This window comes from Streptomyces sp. PU-14G, from assembly GCF_041028275.1.
GTDB lineage: Bacteria > Actinomycetota > Actinomycetes > Streptomycetales > Streptomycetaceae > Streptomyces.
The window spans coordinates 1-20,411 of record NZ_JASKYT010000098.1 but is presented as its reverse complement, the minus strand read 5'-3'; the positions used below and the strand labels follow the sequence as shown (position 1 = coordinate 20,411).

Genomic DNA, 20,411 nt, shown 5'->3' with positions numbered 1-20,411 from the left:
CGGCKGCYCYSRCGGGGCCSCCGGCGGCTCCCCCGACGACGACGCCGACGCGGTGCGGCGCCCCGCCGGCGGCCGTGAGAGCAGCCGGGCCAACCGCGGATGGTGGGACCGCAACGCGGACGAGTACCAGAACGACCACGGCGACTTCCTCGGGGACGCCCGCTTCGTCTGGGGCCCCGAAGGGCTCGACGAGGCGGAAGCCCGCCTGCTCGGGCCCGCCGAGCGGCTGCGGGGCCTCAGGGTGCTGGAGGTCGGCGCGGGTGCCGCCCAGTGTTCGCGGTGGCTGGCGGGCCAGGGCGCCAGGCCCGTCGCCCTCGACCTGTCCCACCGGCAGCTCCAGCACGCCCTGCGGATCGGCGAAGGACAGGACGGCGAAGGACAGGGCGGCGACGGCGCGCTCCCGCTGGTCGAGGCGGACGCCCGGGCCCTGCCCTTCGCGGCCGGCTCCTTCGACCTGGCCTGCTCCGCGTTCGGAGCGATCCCGTTCGTGGCCGACCCCGAACGGGTCTTCGCCGAGGTGGCGCGGGTACTGCGGCCCGGTGGGCGGTGGGTCTTCTCGCTGACCCACCCCCTGCGGTGGGCCCTGCCCGACGAGCCGGGACCCGAGGGGCTGACCATCCTGCACTCCTACTTCGACCGGACGCCGTACGTGGAGCAGGACGCGGGCGGGCGCGCCGTGTACGCCGAGCACCACCGGACGATGGGCGACCGGGTACGGGACCTGGTCGGCGCGGGGTTCCGGCTCGACGACCTGGTCGAGCCCGAGTGGCCCGAGTGGAACCAGCAGGTGTGGGGCGGATGGTCTCCCCTGCGGGGGCGGCTGGTACCGGGGACGGCGATCTTCGTGTGCACGCGCGTATAGATGCGGGCACAAGCCCATGTGGGTGCGCGTATAGATGCGTGCACCGCCCGTGTGGGTGCGCGTACAGATCCGTGCACACACGCCCGTACGGGTGCGTGCGTACGCGCGTACGGATGCGTGTGCACACGTACGTATGGATGCGCTCGCGCGTGCGGGAGGCGGAGCCCCGCTCGGTCGGTGAGGGGGCGGGGGCGGGGACAATCGCCCGGTGCGCCACGACGACCAGCTCTCCCAGCTCCCCATCGCCGAAGCCCTCCCGCGGTTGCGGAGGGCCCTGGACGAGTACGGCTCAGCAGTCGTGCACGCCCCGCCGGGCACCGGCAAGACGACGCTGCTGCCGCTCGCGCTGGCGGGACTCCTCGGTCAGGGCGAGCCCGCCCGAAGGGTGCTGGTCGCGGAACCGCGGCGGATGGCCGCGCGGTCGGCTGCGCGCCGGATGGCGTGGCTGCTGGGCGAGCGTCCCGGCGAGAGCGTGGGCTTCACGGTGCGGGGCGAGCGCCGGGTGGGGCCGCGTACCCGGGTGGAGGTCGTCACGACAGGGGTGCTGCTCCAGCGTCTGCAGCGGGACCAGGAGCTGCCCGGTGTGGACGTCGTCGTGATGGACGAGTGCCACGAGCGGCACCTGGACGCGGACACGGCCCTGGCGTTCCTGCTGGACGTGCGCTCGACGCTCCGCCCTGAGCTGCGGGTGATCGCCGCGTCGGCGACGCAGGACAGCGCGGCGTGGGCGCGGCTGCTGTCCGCTCCGGTCGTACCCGGACGGGGGACGAGCCACCCGGTGGAGGTGCGGTACGCGCCGCCGCCCGCTCAGGTGCGGCCCGCGCACGGCACGTGGGTGGACCCGGCGCTGCTGCGCCACGTGGCGGCGACGGTCCGCCGCGCGCTGGAGGAGGTCCCCCACGGCGATGTGCTGTGCTTCCTGCCGGGCGTCGGGGAGATCGGCCGGGTGGCGGCTCTCCTGGACCGGGTGGACGCACAGGTGTTCCAGCTGCACGGGCGGGCGCCCGCACACACGCAGGACGAGGTGTTGCGCGGCAGCGCGGACGCGGGCGCGGACGGCGAGCGGCGGGTCATCCTTTCGACGTCGGTGGCGGAGTCGAGCCTGACGGTGCCCGGCGTGCGGGTCGTCGTGGACGCGGGGCTCGCCCGTGAGCCCCGCACGGACCACGCGCGCGGTCTGGCTTCGCTGACCACCGTGCGGGTCTCGCGCGCGGGGGTGGAGCAGCGGCGCGGCCGAGCGGGACGCCAGGCGCCGGGTGTCGCCTACGCGTGCTGGGCCGCGGCCGAGGAGGCGGGGCGGCCTCGGGAGCCGTCGCCGGAGATCACCGTCGCCGACCTGACGGCCTTCGCGCTGCAGGCCGCCTGCTGGGGCGATCCCGACGCACGGGGGCTGGCGCTGCTCGACGCTCCGCCGGCGGGGGCGATGAGCGCGGCCCGCGAGACGCTGCGTGCCGTCGACGCCCTGGACGGGGCCGGGCGGGTGACGGCGCGGGGGCGGCGCATGGCCCGTACCGGCGTGCACCCCCGGCTGGCCCGCGCCCTGCTGGACGGCGCCGCCGCCGTGGGCAGCGAACTGGCGAGCGAGACGGTGGCGCTGCTGAGCGAGGAGGCGCCGCGTGCCTACGGGGACGACGCGGTGGAGGCGCTGCGGCGGGCCCGTTCGGCGGGCAGGTCCGATCCGTACGGGGCGCGGTGGAGCGCCGAAGTGCGGCGACTCCGGTCGCTGCTGGGCGAGGAGGTGCCGCGCCCGGAGGGGCTGACGGACGAGGCCGGGGTCGGCACGGTCGTCGCGCTCGCCCAGCCCGAGCGGATCGGCCGGGCACAGCAGCAGGGCTCCTACCTGATGGTCGGCGGGACGCGGGCGGAGCCGGCCGCCGGCAGCCGGCTGCGCGGCACGCCGTGGCTGGCCGTCGCCGTCGCGGACCGCCCGGCCGGATCCGCCTCGGCGCGGATCCGGCTGGCGGCGGCCGTCGACGAACCCACAGCCCTCGCCGCGGCGGGCGCCCTGCACGAGGCCCATGAGGAGGTGCGCTGGGATTCCGCCGCGGGCCCGCAAGGGCAGGGCGGCGACGTGGTGGCCCGCGAGGTGGAGTCGCTGGGCGCGGTGCGGCTGGCCGCACGGCCGCTGCGGAACCCGCCGCGTGCCCTGTTGCGCGAGGCGGCGCTGGAGGGGTTGCGGCAGCACGGGCCGGGGCTGCTGCGGTGGTCACCGAGCGCGCGAGCGCTGCGCCTCCGGCTCGGCTTCCTGCACCGCACGCTGGGCGAGCCGTGGCCCGACGTCTCGGACGAGGCGCTGCTGGCACGGGCCGACGAGTGGCTGGGAGAGGCGCGCTCGCGGGCCGACCTGGCCCGGGTCGAGGCGGGCGACGTCCTGTCGGGGCTGCTGCCGTGGTCCGGTGGCCAAGCGGCGCGCCTCGACGAGCTGGCGCCGGAGCGGGTCGAGGTGCCCTCCGGGTCCCGGATCCGCGTCGACTACGAGGCGGAGCAGCCGGTGCTGGCCGTCAAGCTCCAGGAGATGTTCGGGGCACGCGCCACGCCCCGCGTGGCGGACGGGCGGGTACCGCTGCTCGTCCACCTGCTGACCCCCGCGGGGCGCCCGGCCGCCGTCACGGCCGACCTGGCCTCCTTCTGGGCGGAGGGCTACCGGAGCGTGCGGGCCGAGTTGCGCGGGCGCTACCCCAGGCACCCGTGGCCGCAGGACCCTGCCACGGCGGAGCCCACCCGGCACACCAGAGCCCGCGGGCGGTCGTCGTAAGGAGCACGTGGGCGGTCGTCGTAAGGAGCACGCGGGCGGTCGCCGTGAGGCTGCCGCGGAGCGCCGGCGGCAGGAACTCGGGCTACCTGCCCACTCCTTCCGGCTGCCCGCGGACGGTGGCCGTGCCCTCCTCGGCGCCGGTGGTGCCGCCGGGGCCGCCACCGCCCGCGCTGCCGCCACCGCCGCCGCCCGGGCCGCTGTCGTCGTCCCGGCCGCCCGCGGCCTTCGCCCCGTCCGCTGAGCCGCGACCGCGGGCGCGGGCCTCCAGAGTGAGGGAGAGGGCCAGCAGCGCACCGCCGAGCACGAGGAATCCCCAGGGCAGGTAGGACGTGAGGGCGAGCACGAGCTGACGCTGGGACTTGACCTGGTCGACGGCGTCCGCCTGGAAGTCGGGGCGCATCTTCACATGCCCGGCGAAAGCCGTCAGGGGCTTCTTGTCCGGCTGGTCCTTCCAGCGCATCTCCTCCTTGTGGATCTCCTGCCCGTCCACCGGCGCCCCGGTGACGGGGTCGACCCAGAACATCCTCTTGGTGGTGTACCAGCGCTCAAGACCGATCTGTTCGACGGTCTCGGGGGTGGCACCCAGCGGCAGCTTCTTGGGGACCTTCACCTTGGTCCAGGGAATGGTCTGCTCGAAGTAGTAGGTCTCCAGGCCGTGCACCGTGCGGGTGCCCTTGTAGTGGATGGGCGCGGAGGTGCGGGTCTGGAAGTCGAAGTACTCGTAGTCGCGCTTCTCGACCAGGAACGGCCACTTGTACTCGATGCCCTCGCGGCGCACCGGGTCGTGGTCGACGTGCTCGCCCCCGGTGTGCACGGGCTCCTGGGAGTGGGCGTCGAAGACGTACCGCTCCGGGATGCGGGAGACCATCTTGCCCTTGTCGTCGGCGACGTAGCTGAGCGTGTCCCACACGACGACGTCGCGCCCCGTACGGTCCTTCACCTTCTCGGCCGCCTCCACGTTGCCCTTGAGCGTCTGCACGATGCTGACCTTGGGCACCTTCTTCGACTGCATGGTGGCGTAGTCGAGGAGGGTCGCGTTCTTCGCCTCCAGGACCATGGACTGGTACTGGCTGGGCGGGATCTTCGCCAGCCGCGGAAAGGCGTACCAGCGGATGAGCGGCGAGAGCGCGGCGAAGAAGACCGCGAAGGCCAGCAGGACCAGGCTCGCTCTGCGGCGCATGCTGCCTCCCTGCCTACGGGTGCTCGGGGACGGTGGTGTGCAGGGGCTTCTTCGAGGTCTCGCCGGGTGGGACGCCCATCGCCGTGATCGCGAAGACGAGCGCGAGGGCGGCCACCAGTCCGATCCCGGCGGCGATGAGAGCACGCATGTCCACCTCCCGGTGGGGTGGCCGACGACGGTGAGCTGACGGCTCGTCAGGTGAGAGCTCGCACCGTAGCAACGCCCGTGCGGGATGGGAACAGTGCGGCGCGCCCCGGTGCCGAGCACCGGGGCSCGCCGCAGGAGGTGTGCCGGCTCAGCCCGTGATCGTGAGCTTCACCTTCGTCGTGGCACCGCCCTTGGCGGCGAGGGTGAGGGTGTAGGTGTCCGCCTTGTCGTCGGCGAACAGCCCCTCGACCTTGACGACGCCGTTCTCGTCCGTCGTCAGGTTCACCGGGGTGCGCACCGGCTCGCCCTTGTCGTTTCGGAAGTGCGGGCCCTGCTCGGTGTTCTCCAGCGTCGCCGTCACCGCCGTGTTCGCGACCGGCTTGCCGTTGCGGGTGGCCTTGACCTCGACCGGCAGCACGAAGCGGCCGTTCTTGGGGGCCAGCAGCGCGACGTCACTGGTCCGCGCCAGCTTGTCGGCCTCCGCCGCCGTCACCTTTGCCGTGAAGTCCACCGTACCCAGCTTCTTGCCCGGGACGGACGCGTGGACGGTGAAGGAACCGGCCTTGGCGCCCGCGTCGAGACGGGGCGCCTCGGCGAAGCCCTTGGCGTCGGTGGTGACGGTCGCCTTCTTGGCACCGCCCTCGAAGGACGCCTCGGTGGCGCCGTCGATCGCGAAGTCGACCTTCACGCCCTTGACGCCCTTGCCCTTGGAGGTCTCGACCCTCACCCGCGGGCTCTTGGCGAACTCGTCTCCCGCGACCGCGGAGAAGCTCTGGGTGCCGTCCGCCACGATGGCGTCGGGCGCCGTCGGGTCGGGAGACGGCGTCTCGCCGTCGTCACCGTCATCGCCCTCGTTGCCCCCACCGCCGTTGTGGTCGTCGCCACCGCCGGGCTTGTCAGGCTTGCCCGGCTTGTCTGGCTTGTCTGGCTTTCCGGGCTTGGAGGGCGACGTTCCCTTGCCGGGCCCTGACGGGGAGCCGCCCTTGTCGGGGCCGCCGCCGGACTCGCCGAGTCCCGGTGCGGTCGGCAGCAGCGGCCCGTCGCTGTCCGGCACCGAGTGGGTGCCCTCGCGGTAGTACGCGAACCAGGCCAGGACGGTGCGCAGATACTCGTCGGAGTTGTTGTAGCTGAGGATCGCGCGGTCCAGGTCGGCCTTCGTCGACAGGTCGCGGCCGTCCGCGCACAGGTACTGCCCTGCGGCCAGCGCCGCGTCGTACACGTTGTTGGGGTCCTTGCGCCCGTCGCCGTTGCCGTCGGCGCCCCAGCGGTCCCACGTGGAGGGGATGAACTGCATCGGGCCGACCGCGCGGTCGTAGGTCGTGTCGCCGTCCCAACGGCCACCGTCGGTGTCCTTGATGTTGGCGAAACCGGCGCCGTTGAGCACCGGGCCGAGGATGGGCCGCAGCGTCGTGCCGTCCTTGTCGACGGCGCCGCCGCGCGCCTGGCCCGACTCCACCCTGCCGATGCCCGCGAGCAGTTCCCAGCGCAGACCGCACCCCGGCGTGCGCGAGGCGAGCGACTTGGCGGCCTTCTTGTAGGCGCGGAGCACCGAGGCGGGGATGCCCGACTCGTCTCCCGAACCGCCGGGAGCCGCGTCCTCCGGCGGGCGGGGGGACTCCAGCGGCGGCAGCTCCGTCTCGTAACTGCCGTCGCCCGGCGTGCGGTCGCCCGCGGCGTCCGAACGGCCCTTGCCCTGGTCACCGCCGAGCTCGACGCCGGGGGCCTGGGAAGCGGTCAGCGCCGCCATCACGACGGCGGCGATCGCCGTGCCCCCCAAACCCCTGCGGTATCTGCTGCTGCTCAGCCTGAAGCGGCGCCGGTGTCCCGACGCCTTCCCTGCCTTCTGCTGCGCGGCGTGCCTGCCCCGGTATCGCGCCATAGAGCCGTCCCCGTCCTCTCCCCTTCGGACGCAATCACCCACATCGAGGCGACCTTACGGCACAGTAGCCCACAAGTCAGCGGCCATCGGCCACTTCTGGAGCTTCCGCACCGCCTTCGCGGCCGGTTCACCGCCGGTTCCCACGCCGTTCGCCGGACGCACCCCCCAACGCCCCGAGGACGGCCCGCAGTTCCCACGCCGCCACGCCCCGGGGAGGCCCGACGTCCGACGCCAGTGCGCGGGCCACCACGGCCGGGGAAGGTCCGCCGTCAGTGCGCGGCCGACTCCCAGTCCTGGCCGACGCCGACGGACACGTCCAGCGGCGCGCGCAGCGACACCGCGGAGGTCATCTCGGAGCGCACCAGCTTCTCCACCTGATCCCGCTCCCCGGGCGCGATCTCCAGCACGATCTCGTCGTGCACCTGGAGCAGCATTCGCGAGCGCAGCTGAGCGTCGCGCAGGGCCGCGTCGACCTTGAGCATGGCGACCTTCACGATGTCGGCGGCCGTGCCCTGGATCGGGGCGTTGAGCGCCATCCGCTCGGCCATCTCCCGGCGCTGCCGCTGGTCGCTGGTCAGGTCCGGCAGATAGCGCCGGCGGCCCATGATCGTGTGGGTGTAGCCAGTGGCGCGGGCCTCCTCCACCGTACGGCGCAGGTAGTCCCGTACTCCGCCGAAGCGCTCGAAGTAGGTGTCCATCAGCCCCCGCGCCTCGTCCGGGGTGATGCCCAACTGCTGGGAGAGCCCGAACGCGGAGAGCCCGTAGGCCAGCCCGTAGGACATCGCCTTGATCTTGCGCCGCATCTCCGCGTCGACGGCGCCCTTCTCGACGCCGAAGACCTGGGCCGCGACCGTCGTGTGCAGGTCCTCACCCGAGGTGAAGGCCTCGATCAGCCCCGCGTCCTCGGACAGGTGCGCCATCACGCGCAGCTCGATCTGGCTGTAGTCGGCCGTCATCAGCGACTCGAAGCCCTCACCGACGCGGAAGCCGCGGCGGATGGCCCGGCCCTCGTCCGTGCGCACCGGGATGTTCTGCAGGTTCGGGTCCGTGGAGGAGAGCCGGCCGGTGGCGGCCACGGTCTGGTTGAAGGTGGTGTGGATCCGGCCGTCGGGCGCGATCGTCTTGATCAGGCCCTCGACCGTGGTGCGCAGCTTCTGCTGCTCGCGGTAGCGCAGCATGAGCACCGGCAGCTCGTGCTCCGTCTGGGCCGCGAGCCAGGCCAGCGCGTCCGCGTCCGTGGTGTAGCCCGTCTTCGTCTTCTTCGTCTTGGGCAGCCCCAGCTCACCGAAGAGGACCTCCTGGAGCTGCTTGGGCGAGCCCAGGTTGAACTCGTGCCCCACCGCGGCGTGCGCCTCGCCGACCGCCTGCTGCACGGCGTCGGCGAACTGCTGCTCCAGCCCCTGCAGCCACTCGCGGTCAGCGGCGATGCCCGCGCGCTCCATCCGGGCCAGCACCTGCGAGGTCGGCAGCTCCAGATCGCGCAGCAGGTCGGCGGCGCCCACCTGATCCAGCCTGACCTCGAAGGCGACGCCCAGGTCCAGCACCGTGCGCGCCTTGACCATCAACGCTTCGGCCTCGGCCTGCTCGTCCACGCCCAGCGCCAGCTGGCCGTCCGACTCCGCCGTCGGGCCCAGCTCGCGGCCCAGGTACTCCACCGACAGCGCGTCCAGGGCGAAGGAGCGGCGGCCGGGCTTGTCGAGGTAGGCGGCCAGCGCGGTGTCCATCCACACCCCGGCCACCGACCAGCCGTGGTCGGCGAAGACCCGCATCAGGGCCTTCGCGTCGTGCATCACCTTCTGCCGGTCCGCGGCGGCCAGCCAGGCGGCGAACGCCTGCTCGTCCCCCTCGGTCAGCTCGGCCGGGTCGAACCAGACCGCGGGGCCCGCGCCGGTGGCCAGCGCGATCTCGCTCACGCTGCCGCTGCCCTGCTTCCACACGTCCACCGTGGCGACGCCGAGCGTGGCCGGGCCGTGCCGCTCGAGCCAGGGCGCGAGCGTGCCGGCCTCGACGACGGTGCCGTCCAGCTCGATGCCGTCCGCCGAGGCGGGCTCCTCCTCCTCGGCGGCGGCGCCCGGGTCGGCGGCGAAGAGGCGGTCGCGGAAGTTCTGGTGGCGGAACTCCAGCGCGTCCAGGATGACGGCCAGCGCGTCCCTGTCGTAGGCGACACGGCTCAGGTCCTCGGGGCCGTCCGGCAGCGGGACGTCGCGGACCAGCTCGGTCAGCCGGCGGTTGAGGAGCACGGACTCCAGGTGCGAGCGGAGGTTGTCGCCCGCCTTGCCCTTGACCTCGTCCACCCGCTCGGCCAGCTCGGCGAGGGAGCCGAACTGCGTGATCCACTTCGTGGCCGTCTTCTCGCCGACGCCCGGGATACCCGGCAGGTTGTCCGAGGGGTCGCCGCGCAGCGCCGCGAAGTCCGGATACTGCCCGGGCGTCAGGCCGTACTTCTCGGCCACCTTCTCGGGGGTGTAGCGCGTCAGCTCGGAGACGCCCTTGGTGGGGTAGAGCACCGTGACGTTGTCGCTGACGAGCTGGAAGGTGTCACGGTCGCCCGTGACGATCGACACCTGGAAGCCCTCTGCCTCGGCAGCGGTGGCGAGCGTGGCGATGACGTCGTCCGCCTCGTAGCCGTCGATCGCGTAGCGGCGCACCTTCATGGCGTCCAGCAGCTCGCCGATCAGCTCCACCTGGCCCTTGAACTCGTCCGGGCTCTTGGACCTGTTCGCCTTGTACTCCGCGAACTCCGCCGAACGCCAGGTCTTGCGCGAGACGTCGAAGGCGACGGCGAAGTGCGTGGGCGCCTCGTCGCGCAGCGTGTTCGCCAGCATCGACGCGAAACCGTAGATCGCGTTGGTGGGCTGCCCCGTGGTGGTGTTGAAGTTCTCCGCGGGAAGCGCGTAGAACGCGCGGTACGCGAGGGAATGCCCGTCCATGAGCATCAGGCGGGGCTGCGCCCCGCCGTCCTTCGTCTGCCCGGTCGCCGCCTGTGCCGTCTTCGCTGCCTTCTTAGCCACGGAACCGATCCTCGCATGCGGCTGTGACAACGGCGGAGCACGCCGGTGTGTGGCTGCCGCCCCGGGTGCGGTGGCACCATCAGGTGTTATGACGCGTAAGGCTCCCTCCAGTGATCCCGTTCAGGACGCGCCCCAGGTGGGGGCGCCCGCACAGGCGGCGGCCGGGCTGCCCGCCGTCGGGCACTCGCTGCGCATGGCGCGGCAGCAGATGGGGGTGAGGCGGACCGCGCTGACGCTGCTGCGCGTCAACCAGAAGGACGGGTTCGACTGCCCGGGCTGCGCATGGCCCGAGGGTGACCAACGGCATACGGCGGAGTTCTGCGAGAACGGCGCCAAGGCGGTCGCCGAGGAGGCGACCACCCGCCGGGTCACCCGCGCGTTCTTCGCCTCGCACCCGGTCGCCGACCTCGCCGAGCGGTCGGGGTACTGGCTGGGGCAGCAGGGGCGGCTGACCGAGCCGATGTACCTGCCCGAGGGCGCAGAGCACTATGAGCCGATCAGCTGGGAGGCGGCCTTCGACCTGATCGCCGAGGAGCTGCGGGGCCTGACGTCACCCGATGAGGCGGTTTTCTACACCTCGGGGCGGACCAGCAACGAGGCGGCGTTCCTCTACCAGCTCTTCGCGCGCGAGTTCGGCACGAACAACCTGCCGGACTGCTCCAACATGTGCCACGAGTCGTCCGGCTCCGCGCTGACCGAGACGCTCGGCGTCGGCAAGGGCAGCGTCCTGCTGGAGGACCTGTACAAGGCGGATCTGATCATCGTCGCCGGGCAGAATCCGGGGACCAACCACCCCCGGATGCTCTCCGCGCTGGAGAAGGCCAAGGCGGGCGGCGCGCAGATCATCACGGTGAATCCGCTGCCCGAGGCCGGGATGGAGCGGTTCAAGAACCCGCAGACCCCCAAGGGGCTGGCCGCGGGCGGCACCCCGCTCACCGACCTGTTCCTGCAGATCCGCCTCGGCGGCGACCAGGCCCTCTTCCGCGCGCTGAACCGTATGCTCCTGGAACGGGAGGGAGCGCTCGACGAGGGATTCGTCGCGGAGTACACGCACGGCTTCGAGGAGTTCGCGAAGGCCGCCCGCGCCACCGACTGGGACGAGACCGCAGCCGCCACCGGCCTTGAGCACGCCGAGATCGAGCGCGCGCTGGAGATGGTGCTGGCCTCGCGCCGCACCGTGGTGTGCTGGGCCATGGGGCTCACCCAGCACAAGCACTCGGTGCCCACCATCCGCGAGGTGGTCAACTTCCTGCTGCTGCGCGGGAACATCGGCCGACCCGGCGCGGGCGTGTGCCCCGTGCGCGGCCACAGCAACGTGCAGGGCGACCGCACGATGGGCATCTTCGAGCGGCCCGCGCCCGCCTTCCTGGACGCGCTGGAGCGCGAGTTCGGCTTCGCCCCGCCGCGCGAGCACGGTCTGGACGTCGTACGAGCCATCCGGGCGATGCGCGACGGACAGGCGAAGGTGTTCGTCGCGATGGGCGGCAACTTCGTGGCCGCCTCCCCCGACACCGAGGTCACCGAGGACGCGATGCGGCAAGCCCGGCTGACCGTGCACGTGTCCACCAAGCTCAACCGCTCCCACTGCGTGACCGGCGCGCGGGCGCTGATCCTGCCCACGCTCGGGCGCACGGAACGCGACACCCAGCGCGGCGGTGACCAGTGCGTGACCGTGGAGGACTCCATGGGCATGGTGCACGCCTCCCGCGGACGGCTCGCACCCGCGAGCCCCCATCTGCTGTCCGAGCCCGCCATCGTCGCCCGCCTGGCCCGCGCCACGCTCGGCGCCGGCTCGGACACCCCGTGGGAGGAGTTCGAGGGGGATTACGGGCTGATCCGCGACCGGATCGCCCGCGTGATCCCCGGCTTCGAGGACTTCAACGCGCGCGTCGCACGGCCCGGAGGTTTCGCGCTGCCGCACGCGCCGCGCGACGAGCGGCGCTTCCCCACCGCCACGGGCAAGGCGAACTTCACCGCCGCACCCGTCGAGTACCCGCGGGTGCCGAAGGGCCGGCTGCTGCTGCAGACGCTCCGCTCGCACGACCAGTACAACACCACCGTCTACGGCCTCGACGACCGCTACCGCGGCATCAAGAACGGCCGCCGCGTGGTGCTCGTACGCCCCGAGGACGCCGAGGCGCTCGGGCTGGCCGACGGCGCGTACGCCGACCTGCGCAGCGAGTGGGGCGACGGGCGGGAACGGGTGGCACGCGGGTTCCGCGTCGTCCACTACCCGACAGCGCCCGGCTGCGCCGCTGCCTACTATCCCGAGACCAACGTGCTGGTCCCGCTGGACGCCACCGCCGACGTCAGCAACACCCCCGCCAGCAAGTCCGTCGTGATCAGTCTCACTCCGTCCGCGGCCGAGTGACGCCCGTACGGGCATAGGCTCGGACCGGCCGGTCCACTCCCCCGCCGGCCGGTCGGGCGACACGTGAACGGAGCAGCGGCGCATGGGTGAGCGGACCACCACCAAGTTCCCCCAGGAGATCCTGGACCAGTGGGAAGGCTCGGGCCTCGACCTGCCGGCGCTGTTCTCCGCGGGGGCGCTGGGCGAGCGCATGGGCCTGGAGATTGTGGAGGCCTCCCCCGAGCGGGTCGTCGGCACGCTTCCCGTGGAGGGCAACACGCAGCCGTACGGGCTGCTGCACGGCGGCGCCTCCGCTGTGCTGGCCGAGACGCTCGGGTCGGTGGGAGCCATGCTGCACGGCGGACCCGGCAAGACCGCCGTGGGAGTCGACCTGAACTGCACCCACCACCGGGGCCCGCGCGCCGGACTGGTGACGGGGGTCGCCACCCCCGTCCACCGGGGGCGGACCATGACCAGTTACGAGATCGCCGTCTCGGACGAGCAGGGGCGGCGCGTGTGCTCCGCGCGGCTCACGTGTCTGCTGCGCTGAGTTTTTTCCTGCGGGTCTTGTTCCGGCACGGGGGGTGCCACTTGCCGCAGTGTGCGGGCTGCGGGTGGAGTGTGGTTTGCCGCGCAGTTCCCCGCGCCCCTTCGGGGCGCGTCCACATCTCCTCTGCGGCGCAAGGGTAGCCCCCGCGCCCCTTCGGGGGCGCTCTCTACGTCACGGTGCGTGACGCGTCCGTGTCGTGACCTCCACATGATCCGCGCACGCGGCTTCGCGCGGGCACTCACGCGCGTGCTGCGTACGGTATGCGGACCCTCTTTCCGATCTTGACTGGCGACTGCCCGAGCCAACTGCGGCTTCGGGCCGCGAAACGTGTCCGCCATCTCCCCGTCACACAGGGAGAGTTGACGCAAGATCAATTGGCGACCTGCTGGTTCCGTGACGGTGATAACAAGAAAGTCACATCCTCGACTGGACCTCTGCCCGTCTTCACAGGCTCGCCTTAGAGTCACCGCCAGTCACCGCGCCGCCGGGCGTGCATGACACAGCACCGATCTGTACCCCCGTACGGCCCGGCGCGCGACACGGCCACTCACGCACTCATGCCACGAGGGCCGCGCCTCGGGGAAAGGACTGATCGTGCGTCACCGTTCCTTGCTCATACTCACCACCACCGTCACGGTGGGAGCTCTCACCCTGTCCGCGTGCGGCTCGCGCGACGACAAGAGCGGCGGTGGCGGCAGTGGGGACAAGACCACCGTCGTCATCGGGCTCGACGCACCGCTGACCGGCGACCTGTCCGCGCTGGGGCAGGGCATCAAGAACTCCAGCGAGCTCGCGGTCAAGATCGCCAACAAGAACAACGAGGTCGACGGCGTCACCTTCAAGATCCAGGCACTGGACGACCAGGGCCAGGCCGGCACAGGCCAGCAGAACGCCACCAAGTTCGTCGGCAACGACGAGGTCATCGGCGCCGTCGGCCCCCTCAACTCGCACGTCGGCCAGTCCATGCAGAAGGTCTTCGGCAACGCGAACATGGTGCAGGTCTCCCCCGCCAACACGGCGCCCGAGCTCACCCAGGGCCCCGACTGGCAGAAGGGCGAGAAGAAACGACTCTTCGACACCTACTACCGCACCTGCGCCACCGACGCCGTCCAGGGCCCGTACGCCGCCCAGTACCTGTACGAAAAGCGCAAGTTCAAGAAGGCGTACATCATCGACGACAAGAAGACCTACGGCGCCGGGCTGGCGGGCACCTTCACCGACGAGTTCAAGAAACTCGGCGGCAAGATCGTGGGCACCGACCACATCAACCCCGACGACCGCGACTTCTCCGCCGTCGCCACCAAGGTCGCCAAGTCCAAGGCCGACTTCGTCTACTACGGCGGCGAATACCCGGCAGGCGCCCCGCTCAGCGCCCAGATCAGCAAGGCGGGGTCCAAGGCACTGGTCGTCGGCGGTGACGCCCTCTACAGCGAGGAGTACACCAAGCTCGGCAAGAAGAACGTCGAGGGCGACCTCGCCACCTCCGTCGGCGCGCCGCTGGAGAGCCTCGACACCGCCAAGACGTTCATGGAGAACTACAAGAAGGCCGGCTACAAGCTGCCCTACGAGGCCTACGGCGGCTACGCCTACGACAGCACCAGGGCGGTCATCCTCGCCGTCAAGGCCGTCGTGGAGAAGAACGACGGCAAGCTGCCCGACAACATGGACGACGCCCGCAAGCAGGTCACCGAGGCCATGCAGGACGTCACGTTCGACGGCGTGACCGGACAGGTCGGCTTCGACGAGTACGGCGACACCACCAACAAGCAGCTGTCCGTCTACGAGGTCAAGAACGGCAAGCACGAACCCGTGCAGACCGGCACCTTCAAGGAGAGCTGACCGGACCGAGCCCCGCCCCACCTTCCAGCGAACGACGGCTGCGCGGGGGCGCTTGGACGCGCCCCCGCGCAGCCGTATCGGACACACCCAAGGAGTCCCCCGGTGCACGGTCTGCCGGATCAGCTGGCGAACGGACTCGCACTCGGCGCGTTGTACGGCCTCATCGCGATCGGGTACACGATGGTCTACGGCATCGTCCAGCTCATCAACTTCGCCCACGGCGAGATATTCATGATCGGCGGCTTCGGCGCGCTGACCGCCTACCTGTGGCTGCCCGACGGAACGGGCATGGCCCTCGCCCTCCCCCTGATGATCCTGCTCGGCGTCGTGTGCGCCGTGCTCGTCGCCGTCGGGGCCGAACGCTTCGCCTACCGGCCGCTGCGCGGCGGCCCCCGGCTCTCCCCGCTGATCACCGCGATCGGCCTCTCCCTCGCCCTCCAGCAGGCCGTCTGGGCCTTCTACCCGAACGCCAAGAAGGCCCGGCCCTTCCCGCAGATCGGCGGCGGCGACCTCGACCTCGGCTTCGTCACCCTCTCCCGCGAGGACCTGTTCATCTTCATCTCCGCGCCCGTGTGCATGCTCGCCCTCGGCCTGTTCGTCGCCAAGACCCGCACGGGACGCGCCATGCAGGCCACCTCCCAGGACCCCGACACGGCCAAGCTGATGGGCATCAACACCGACCGCATCATCGTGATGGCCTTCGCCATCGGCGCCGCGTTCGCCGCCGTCGCCGCCATCGCACAAGGCTTCAAAACCGGCGAGGTCAACTTCCGCATGGGCTTCATCGCCGGGCTCAAGGCCTTCACCGCCGCCGTCCTCGGCGGCATCGGCAACATCTACGGCGCCATGGTCGGCGGCCTCGTCCTCGGCGTCGCCGAAGCCCTGGCCACCGCCTACATCGGCAACATCCCCGGACTCGAACAGTTCGGCGGCGGCTCGTGGAAGGACGTGTGGGCGTTCGTGCTGCTCATCCTCGTCCTCCTCCTGCGGCCCCAGGGCATCCTCGGCGAACGCCTCGCGGATCGGGCGTGATACCCATGACGACACACCACACCGACACCGGCGCGCACACCGCGCGAGCAGCCACCCCGGCACGCCACTCCGCCACGGTCCCAGGACCCCTCCCCCTCGGCGCCGACCCGCACACCAGCCGCAGAAACGGCCGCGTACTCGTCGGCGCGGGAGCGGTCCTCGCCTTCGTCTCGACCATGCTCCCCTGGACCTGGACCGCCGAGTTCCCCGGCGACCTCACCCTCGCCCTCTACCCGGCAGGACTCCAGCTCCTCACCCTCGTCGCCGCCGTCCTGACCGCCGCCCTCCTGCTCGCCACCGCAGGCGTACGCGGACTGCGCTGGCTCACCCCCGGCGGCAAACACAGCGCCCTGCTGCTGATGGCCCTCGCCTCACTCGCCGTCACCTGGTACACCGCAGGCGCCATCGCCGTCGAACTCGGCGGCCTCGTCAACCTCGAACCCGGCATGTGGATCGGCGTTGCCGGCAGCCTCCTCGCCGTCATCGGAGCCCTCGCGCTCCCCGCCGACCTCGCCCGCGAAACCGGCGACGGCACCCGCGAGCCCGGCCCCTGGGCACGCCTCACCCACGCGCTCAAAGCACCCGCGCCAGGACGGCCCGCACCCCTGCCCGACTGGGCCGAGATCCTCGTGATCTGCGCCTCCTGCGCGCTGGGCCTCTACGTCTTCGCCTACGGCATCGAAGCGGACGGCGGACCCCCGTTCATCGGCTTCCTGATGATCTCCGCCTTCGCCTTCCCCGCCCTCCACCGCACCGGGCTGCCCCGGCGGCTGACCGCGCTGACCGCCAAACACCGCGGCGTCACCCTCGCCGCCACCTTCGTCGCCGCGCTGCTCTTCCCCCTCACCCAGAGCAACGAGGCCTACACCAACATCGCCGTCAGCGTCCTGATCTTCGCCACCGTCGCCCTCGGTCTCAACATGGTCGTCGGCCTCGCCGGCATCCTCGACCTCGGATACGTCGCCTTCCTCGGCGTCGGCGCCTACACCGCGGCGCTCGTCTCCGGAGCCGAGACCTCCTCCCTCGGCATCCACGTACCCTTCTGGGCCGCCGTCCTCATCGGAGCCGCCGTCGCCCTCGTCTTCGGCCTCGTCATCGGCTTCCCCTCCCTGCGCCTGCACGGCGACTACCTCGCCATCGTCACCCTCGGCTTCGGAGAGATCTTCCGCATCTCCGTACAGAACCTCGACGGCGACTCAGGACCCAACATCACCAACGGCCCCAACGGCATCCCCAACATCCCCGACCTGGAGATCTTCGGCTTCAACCTCGGCGAACCCCACACCGTCCTCGGCTTCGAACTCGGCAGATTCGCCAACTACTACCTGCTGATGCTGCTGTTCACCGCCATCGTCGTCACCATCTTCCGGCGCTCCGACAACTCCCGCATCGGCCGGGCCTGGATCGCCATCCGCGAGGACGAGACCGCGGCACGCGCCATGGGCGTCAACGCCTTCCGGCTCAAACTCATGGCCTTCGCCCTCGGCGCCACCCTCGCCGGCATGGCCGGCACCGTCCTCGCCCACGTCGAGTTCTCCGTCAACCCCGAGTCCTACAAGTTCGTCCACACCGCGCCACCCAACTCCGCCTTCCTCCTCATCGCCGTCATCCTCGGCGGCATGGGAACCGTCAGCGGACCCCTCATCGGCGCCGCGCTCCTCTACCTCATCCCGGCCAAACTCCAGTTCATGGCCGACTACCAGTTGCTGCTCTTCGGCATCGCCCTCGTCCTGCTGATGCGCTTCAGGCCCGAAGGCCTCATCGCCGACCGCCGCAAACAGTTGGAGTTCCACGAGACGGGACAACTCGACGTCCCCGACGCCACCGCACAGACAACCCCCGGCCTCCCCGGCATCGGCAAGACGGAGGCGTGAGGACCCCATGACGACACCCACCACCACGGCAGCCGAGAACCCCGCACCCCGCGAAGCCGGCAGCGCCGTCCTCGACGCCTCCGGCGTCACCATGCGCTTCGGCGGCCTGACCGCCGTCCGCGACGTGAACCTCACCGTGCGCGCCGGAGAGATCGTCGGCCTCATCGGCCCCAACGGCGCCGGCAAGACCACCTTCTTCAACTGCCTCACGGGGCTCTACATCCCCACCGAGGGAACCGTCAGCTACAAAGGCACCGTCCTGCCCCACCGCTCCCACCTCGTCACCCAGGCAGGCATCGCCCGCACCTTCCAGAACATCCGCCTCTTCGCCAACATGACCGTCCTGGAGAACGTCCTCGTCGGCCGCCACACCCGCACCCACGAAGGCCTCTTCTCCGCCCTCGTCCGCGGCCCCCGCTTCCGGCGCGCCGAACGCCACTCCGAAGACCGCGCCATGGAACTGCTCCACTTCACCGGCCTCGCCGACAAACGCGACCACCTCGCCCGCAACCTCCCCTACGGCGAACAACGCAAACTGGAGATCGCCCGCGCCCTCGCCAGCGAACCGGGACTGCTGCTCCTCGACGAACCCACCGCGGGCATGACCGCCGTCGAGACCACCGCCACCCGCGAACTCGTCCTCGCCATCCGCGAACAGGGCACCGCCGTCCTCGTCATCGAGCACGACATGCGGTTCATCTTCAACCTCTGCGACCGGGTCGCCGTCCTCGTCCAGGGCGAGAAACTCGTCGAAGGCACCCCGGACACCGTCCAGAACGACGACCGCGTCATCGCCGCCTACCTCGGCACCCCCTTCGAAGGCGAACCCGGCGAGGCGGAAGCGGCCGAGGTCCGCGCGGCGGAAGAGGCGGAAGCCCGCGCCGCGGAAGAGGCGGAAGCCCGCGCCGCAGAAGAGGCCGAGAGCCGCGCCGCGGAAGAGGCCGAGGCGGCAGCCGCGGAGCAGGCGGCGCAAGCCGACCAGCCGGCGGACGCCCCGGAAGGGAAGGCAGACTGATGGCCCTGCTCGAAGTCGAGGACCTGCGCGTCGCCTACGGCAAGATCGAAGCCGTCAAAGGCATCTCGTTCTCCGTCGAAGCCGGCGAGGTCGTCACCCTCATCGGCACCAACGGCGCCGGCAAGACCACCACCCTGCGCACCCTCTCCGGACTGCTCAAACCCCTCGCCGGAAAGATCACCTTCGAGGGACAGGTGCTCAACGGGGTCGGCGCACACAAGATCGTGTCCATGGGGCTGGCCCACTCCCCCGAAGGCCGACGCATCTTCCCCCGCCTCAGCATCGAGGAGAACCTCCAGCTCGGCGCCTTCCTCCGCAAGGACACCGACGGCATCGCCCGCGACATCGACAACGCCTACGAGCGCTTCCCCATCCTCTCGGAACGCCGCCGCCAAGCCGCCGGCACCCTCTCCGGCGGCGAACAACAGATGCTCGCCATGGGCCGCGCCCTGATGTCCCGGCCCAAACTGCTCATGCTCGACGAGCCCTCCATGGGCCTCTCACCGATCATGATGCAGAAGATCATGGCCACCATCACCGAACTCAAATCCGCCGGCACGACCATCCTGCTGGTCGAACAGAACGCCCAGGCCGCGCTCTCCCTCGCCGACCACGGGCACGTGATGGAGATCGGCAGCATCACCCTCTCCGGCACCGGAGAGGAACTGCTGCACGACGAGTCGGTACGCAAGGCGTACCTCGGCGAGGACTGAGCGCAGCCACGACAGCGAGGGGGCGCCCGCGGGCGCCCCCTCCCGTGCCACTCCTCCTACTGCTGCTTCTTGCGTTCCTCGCCGTCCGCGATGACCGCCTCCGCGACCTGCTGCATCGACAGCCTGCGATCCATCGACGTCTTCTGGATCCAGCGGAACGCAGCCGGCTCCGTCAGCCCGTACTGCGTCTGCAGCACGCTCTTGGCCCGGTCCACCAGCTTCCGCGTCTCCAGCCGCTGGGCGAGGTCCGCAACCTCCTTCTCCAGCTCCCGCAGCTCCGTGAACCGCGAGACGGCCATCTCGATGGCCGGCACCACGTCGCTCTTGCTGAACGGCTTCACCAGGTAGGCCATCGCACCCGCGTCACGGGCCCGCTCGACCAGCTCGCGCTGGGAGAACGCGGTCAGCATCAGCACCGGCGCGATGCTCTCCTCGGCGATCTTCTCCGCCGCGGAGATGCCGTCGAGCACGGGCATCTTCACATCGAGAATGCACAGGTCGGGCTGGTGCTCGCGGGCCAGCTCCACGGCCCGCTGCCCGTCGCCGGCCTCGCCGACGACGGTGTAGCCCTCCTCCTCGAGCATCTCCTTGAGATCCATCCGGATCAGGGCCTCGTCCTCCGCGATCACGACCCGCCGCGTGGCCGGGGGCACGTGCGCGCTACCGCTCGTCTCGGCAGCAGCCGCCTCGACGGGCTCTGCACTCTGGACACTCTCAGACTCGGGGACGTCCGCGGCGCTCACTGGGCTCCTCGTTTCCGCACAGGTGGGGCCCTCGAGCCTACCCAGGTCCTGTAAAGTAAGAGCACAGCGGGTGGGCGTAAGCCTTCGATTCCACTGGCCCCGGTAGCCCAATTGGCAGCAGGCAATGGATTCAAAACCCATACAGTGTCGGTTCGAGTCCGACCCGGGGCACTTTACCTTCGATTCGAAGGCGTCAAGTGAGAGCGTGCGATCTCACTCGTTCGGGCTAGCGAGCCCGCTTCGCCGCCCGTGAGTCGAACGGACAGCCCGATCCTGTTCGCATGTACGACCTCGCGACGAGGAAGCACGCCCTCGCCCTCGTAGCCCAAGGGCGCAGCCTCAATTCGGTGAGCAAGCAGACCGGCGTCTCCAGATGGTGCCTGCGCCACTGGCAACAGCGGCTCCATCCGAAGCCCCGCTACGCCGCCACCTGCGCCCGGTGCTCCTCCCCGCCCGGCCTC

Annotated in this window: 14 protein-coding genes, 1 tRNA gene and 1 pseudogene; 11 read left to right on the top strand and 5 right to left on the bottom strand. The window is 71.2% G+C overall.

Translation table 11 applies throughout. The features are described from left to right. Positions 1-52: 52 nt before the first annotated feature. Positions 53-862, top strand: a complete 810-nt coding sequence (locus tag AB8Z75_RS14370) for a class I SAM-dependent methyltransferase (protein WP_369201901.1) — start codon at positions 53-55, stop codon at positions 860-862. 208 nt (positions 863-1,070) lie between these two features. Continuing rightward, positions 1,071-3,617 (top strand): ATP-dependent helicase HrpB, encoded by a 2,547-nt coding sequence (gene hrpB, locus AB8Z75_RS14365; protein WP_369201899.1) that lies wholly within the window; start codon positions 1,071-1,073, stop codon positions 3,615-3,617. Positions 3,618-3,699: 82 nt separating this feature from the next. On the opposite strand, the gene AB8Z75_RS14360 is transcribed toward hrpB, so the two are convergent. From AB8Z75_RS14360 to polA, 4 genes are all read right to left on the bottom strand, one after another. Further along, positions 3,700-4,797: a DUF3068 domain-containing protein gene (locus AB8Z75_RS14360; RefSeq protein ID WP_369201898.1), complete on the bottom strand. Its 1,098-nt coding sequence runs from the start codon at positions 4,795-4,797 to the stop codon at positions 3,700-3,702. A 13-nt stretch (positions 4,798-4,810) separates the two neighbouring features. After that, entirely contained in the window at positions 4,811-4,945 is a 135-nt protein-coding gene (locus tag AB8Z75_RS14355) for an SPW_0924 family protein (RefSeq protein WP_369201897.1), read from the bottom strand. 147 nt (positions 4,946-5,092) lie between these two features. Next, complete coding sequence (locus AB8Z75_RS14350; protein ID WP_369201896.1) at positions 5,093-6,823, bottom strand: lytic murein transglycosylase; 1,731 nt, start codon at positions 6,821-6,823, stop codon at positions 5,093-5,095. A 269-nt stretch (positions 6,824-7,092) separates the two neighbouring features. Further along, the gene (polA, locus tag AB8Z75_RS14345) at positions 7,093-9,834 is read right to left on the bottom strand and encodes a DNA polymerase I (protein ID WP_369201895.1); all 2,742 of its coding nucleotides are present in this window, start codon (positions 9,832-9,834) and stop codon (positions 7,093-7,095) included. 88 nt (positions 9,835-9,922) lie between these two features. On the opposite strand from polA, the gene AB8Z75_RS14340 reads away from it, so the two are divergent. From AB8Z75_RS14340 to AB8Z75_RS14310, 7 genes are all read left to right on the top strand, one after another. Continuing rightward, on the top strand, positions 9,923-12,205 hold the full coding sequence (locus tag AB8Z75_RS14340; protein WP_369201894.1) for an FdhF/YdeP family oxidoreductase: 2,283 nt from the start codon (positions 9,923-9,925) through the stop codon (positions 12,203-12,205). 82 nt (positions 12,206-12,287) lie between these two features. Then, positions 12,288-12,734: a PaaI family thioesterase gene (locus AB8Z75_RS14335; RefSeq protein WP_369201893.1), complete on the top strand. Its 447-nt coding sequence runs from the start codon at positions 12,288-12,290 to the stop codon at positions 12,732-12,734. 594 nt (positions 12,735-13,328) lie between these two features. Continuing rightward, on the top strand, positions 13,329-14,573 hold the full coding sequence (locus tag AB8Z75_RS14330; RefSeq protein ID WP_369201892.1) for a branched-chain amino acid ABC transporter substrate-binding protein: 1,245 nt from the start codon (positions 13,329-13,331) through the stop codon (positions 14,571-14,573). 102 nt (positions 14,574-14,675) lie between these two features. Then, positions 14,676-15,605 carry a branched-chain amino acid ABC transporter permease gene (locus AB8Z75_RS14325; RefSeq protein WP_369201891.1) on the top strand — a complete coding sequence of 310 codons (930 nt, stop codon included), beginning with the start codon at positions 14,676-14,678 and terminating at the stop codon, positions 15,603-15,605. A 5-nt stretch (positions 15,606-15,610) separates the two neighbouring features. Beyond that, on the top strand, positions 15,611-17,479 hold the full coding sequence (locus AB8Z75_RS14320; protein ID WP_369201890.1) for a branched-chain amino acid ABC transporter permease: 1,869 nt from the start codon (positions 15,611-15,613) through the stop codon (positions 17,477-17,479). A 7-nt stretch (positions 17,480-17,486) separates the two neighbouring features. Then, positions 17,487-18,494: an ABC transporter ATP-binding protein gene (locus AB8Z75_RS14315; protein ID WP_369201889.1), complete on the top strand. Its 1,008-nt coding sequence runs from the start codon at positions 17,487-17,489 to the stop codon at positions 18,492-18,494. Then, the gene (locus tag AB8Z75_RS14310; RefSeq protein WP_369201900.1) at positions 18,491-19,207 is read left to right on the top strand and encodes an ABC transporter ATP-binding protein; all 717 of its coding nucleotides are present in this window, start codon (positions 18,491-18,493) and stop codon (positions 19,205-19,207) included. Before AB8Z75_RS14315 ends, AB8Z75_RS14310 begins: the two co-directional genes overlap by 4 nt. A gap of 56 nt (positions 19,208-19,263) precedes the next feature. Here the strand turns inward: AB8Z75_RS14310 and AB8Z75_RS14305 are convergent, their stop codons facing one another. Next, entirely contained in the window at positions 19,264-19,836 is a 573-nt protein-coding gene (locus AB8Z75_RS14305; protein ID WP_369201888.1) for an ANTAR domain-containing response regulator, read from the bottom strand. Between the two features lie 210 nt (positions 19,837-20,046). Here AB8Z75_RS14305 and AB8Z75_RS14300 point away from each other — a divergent pair. Both AB8Z75_RS14300 and AB8Z75_RS14295 read left to right on the top strand, forming a co-directional pair. Continuing rightward, positions 20,047-20,121, top strand: a tRNA-Leu gene (locus tag AB8Z75_RS14300). Positions 20,122-20,231: 110 nt separating this feature from the next. Further along, positions 20,232-20,411, top strand: a pseudogene (locus AB8Z75_RS14295) (transcriptional regulator); the annotation flags it as partial.

Bases quoted from the DNA above. Each gene is read 5' to 3' on its own strand.
- AB8Z75_RS14360 (WP_369201898.1), bottom strand. From the start codon at position 4,797: ATGCGCCGCAGAGCGAGCCTGGTCCTGCTGGCCTTCGCGGTCTTCTTC.
- AB8Z75_RS14350 (WP_369201896.1), bottom strand. From the start codon at position 6,823: ATGGCGCGATACCGGGGCAGGCACGCCGCGCAGCAGAAGGCAGGGAAG.
- AB8Z75_RS14335 (WP_369201893.1), top strand. From the start codon at position 12,288: ATGGGTGAGCGGACCACCACCAAGTTCCCCCAGGAGATCCTGGACCAG.
- AB8Z75_RS14315 (WP_369201889.1), top strand. From the start codon at position 17,487: ATGACGACACCCACCACCACGGCAGCCGAGAACCCCGCACCCCGCGAA.
- AB8Z75_RS14320 (WP_369201890.1), top strand. From the start codon at position 15,611: ATGACGACACACCACACCGACACCGGCGCGCACACCGCGCGAGCAGCC.
- AB8Z75_RS14355 (WP_369201897.1), bottom strand. From the start codon at position 4,945: ATGCGTGCTCTCATCGCCGCCGGGATCGGACTGGTGGCCGCCCTCGCG.
- AB8Z75_RS14340 (WP_369201894.1), top strand. From the start codon at position 9,923: ATGACGCGTAAGGCTCCCTCCAGTGATCCCGTTCAGGACGCGCCCCAG.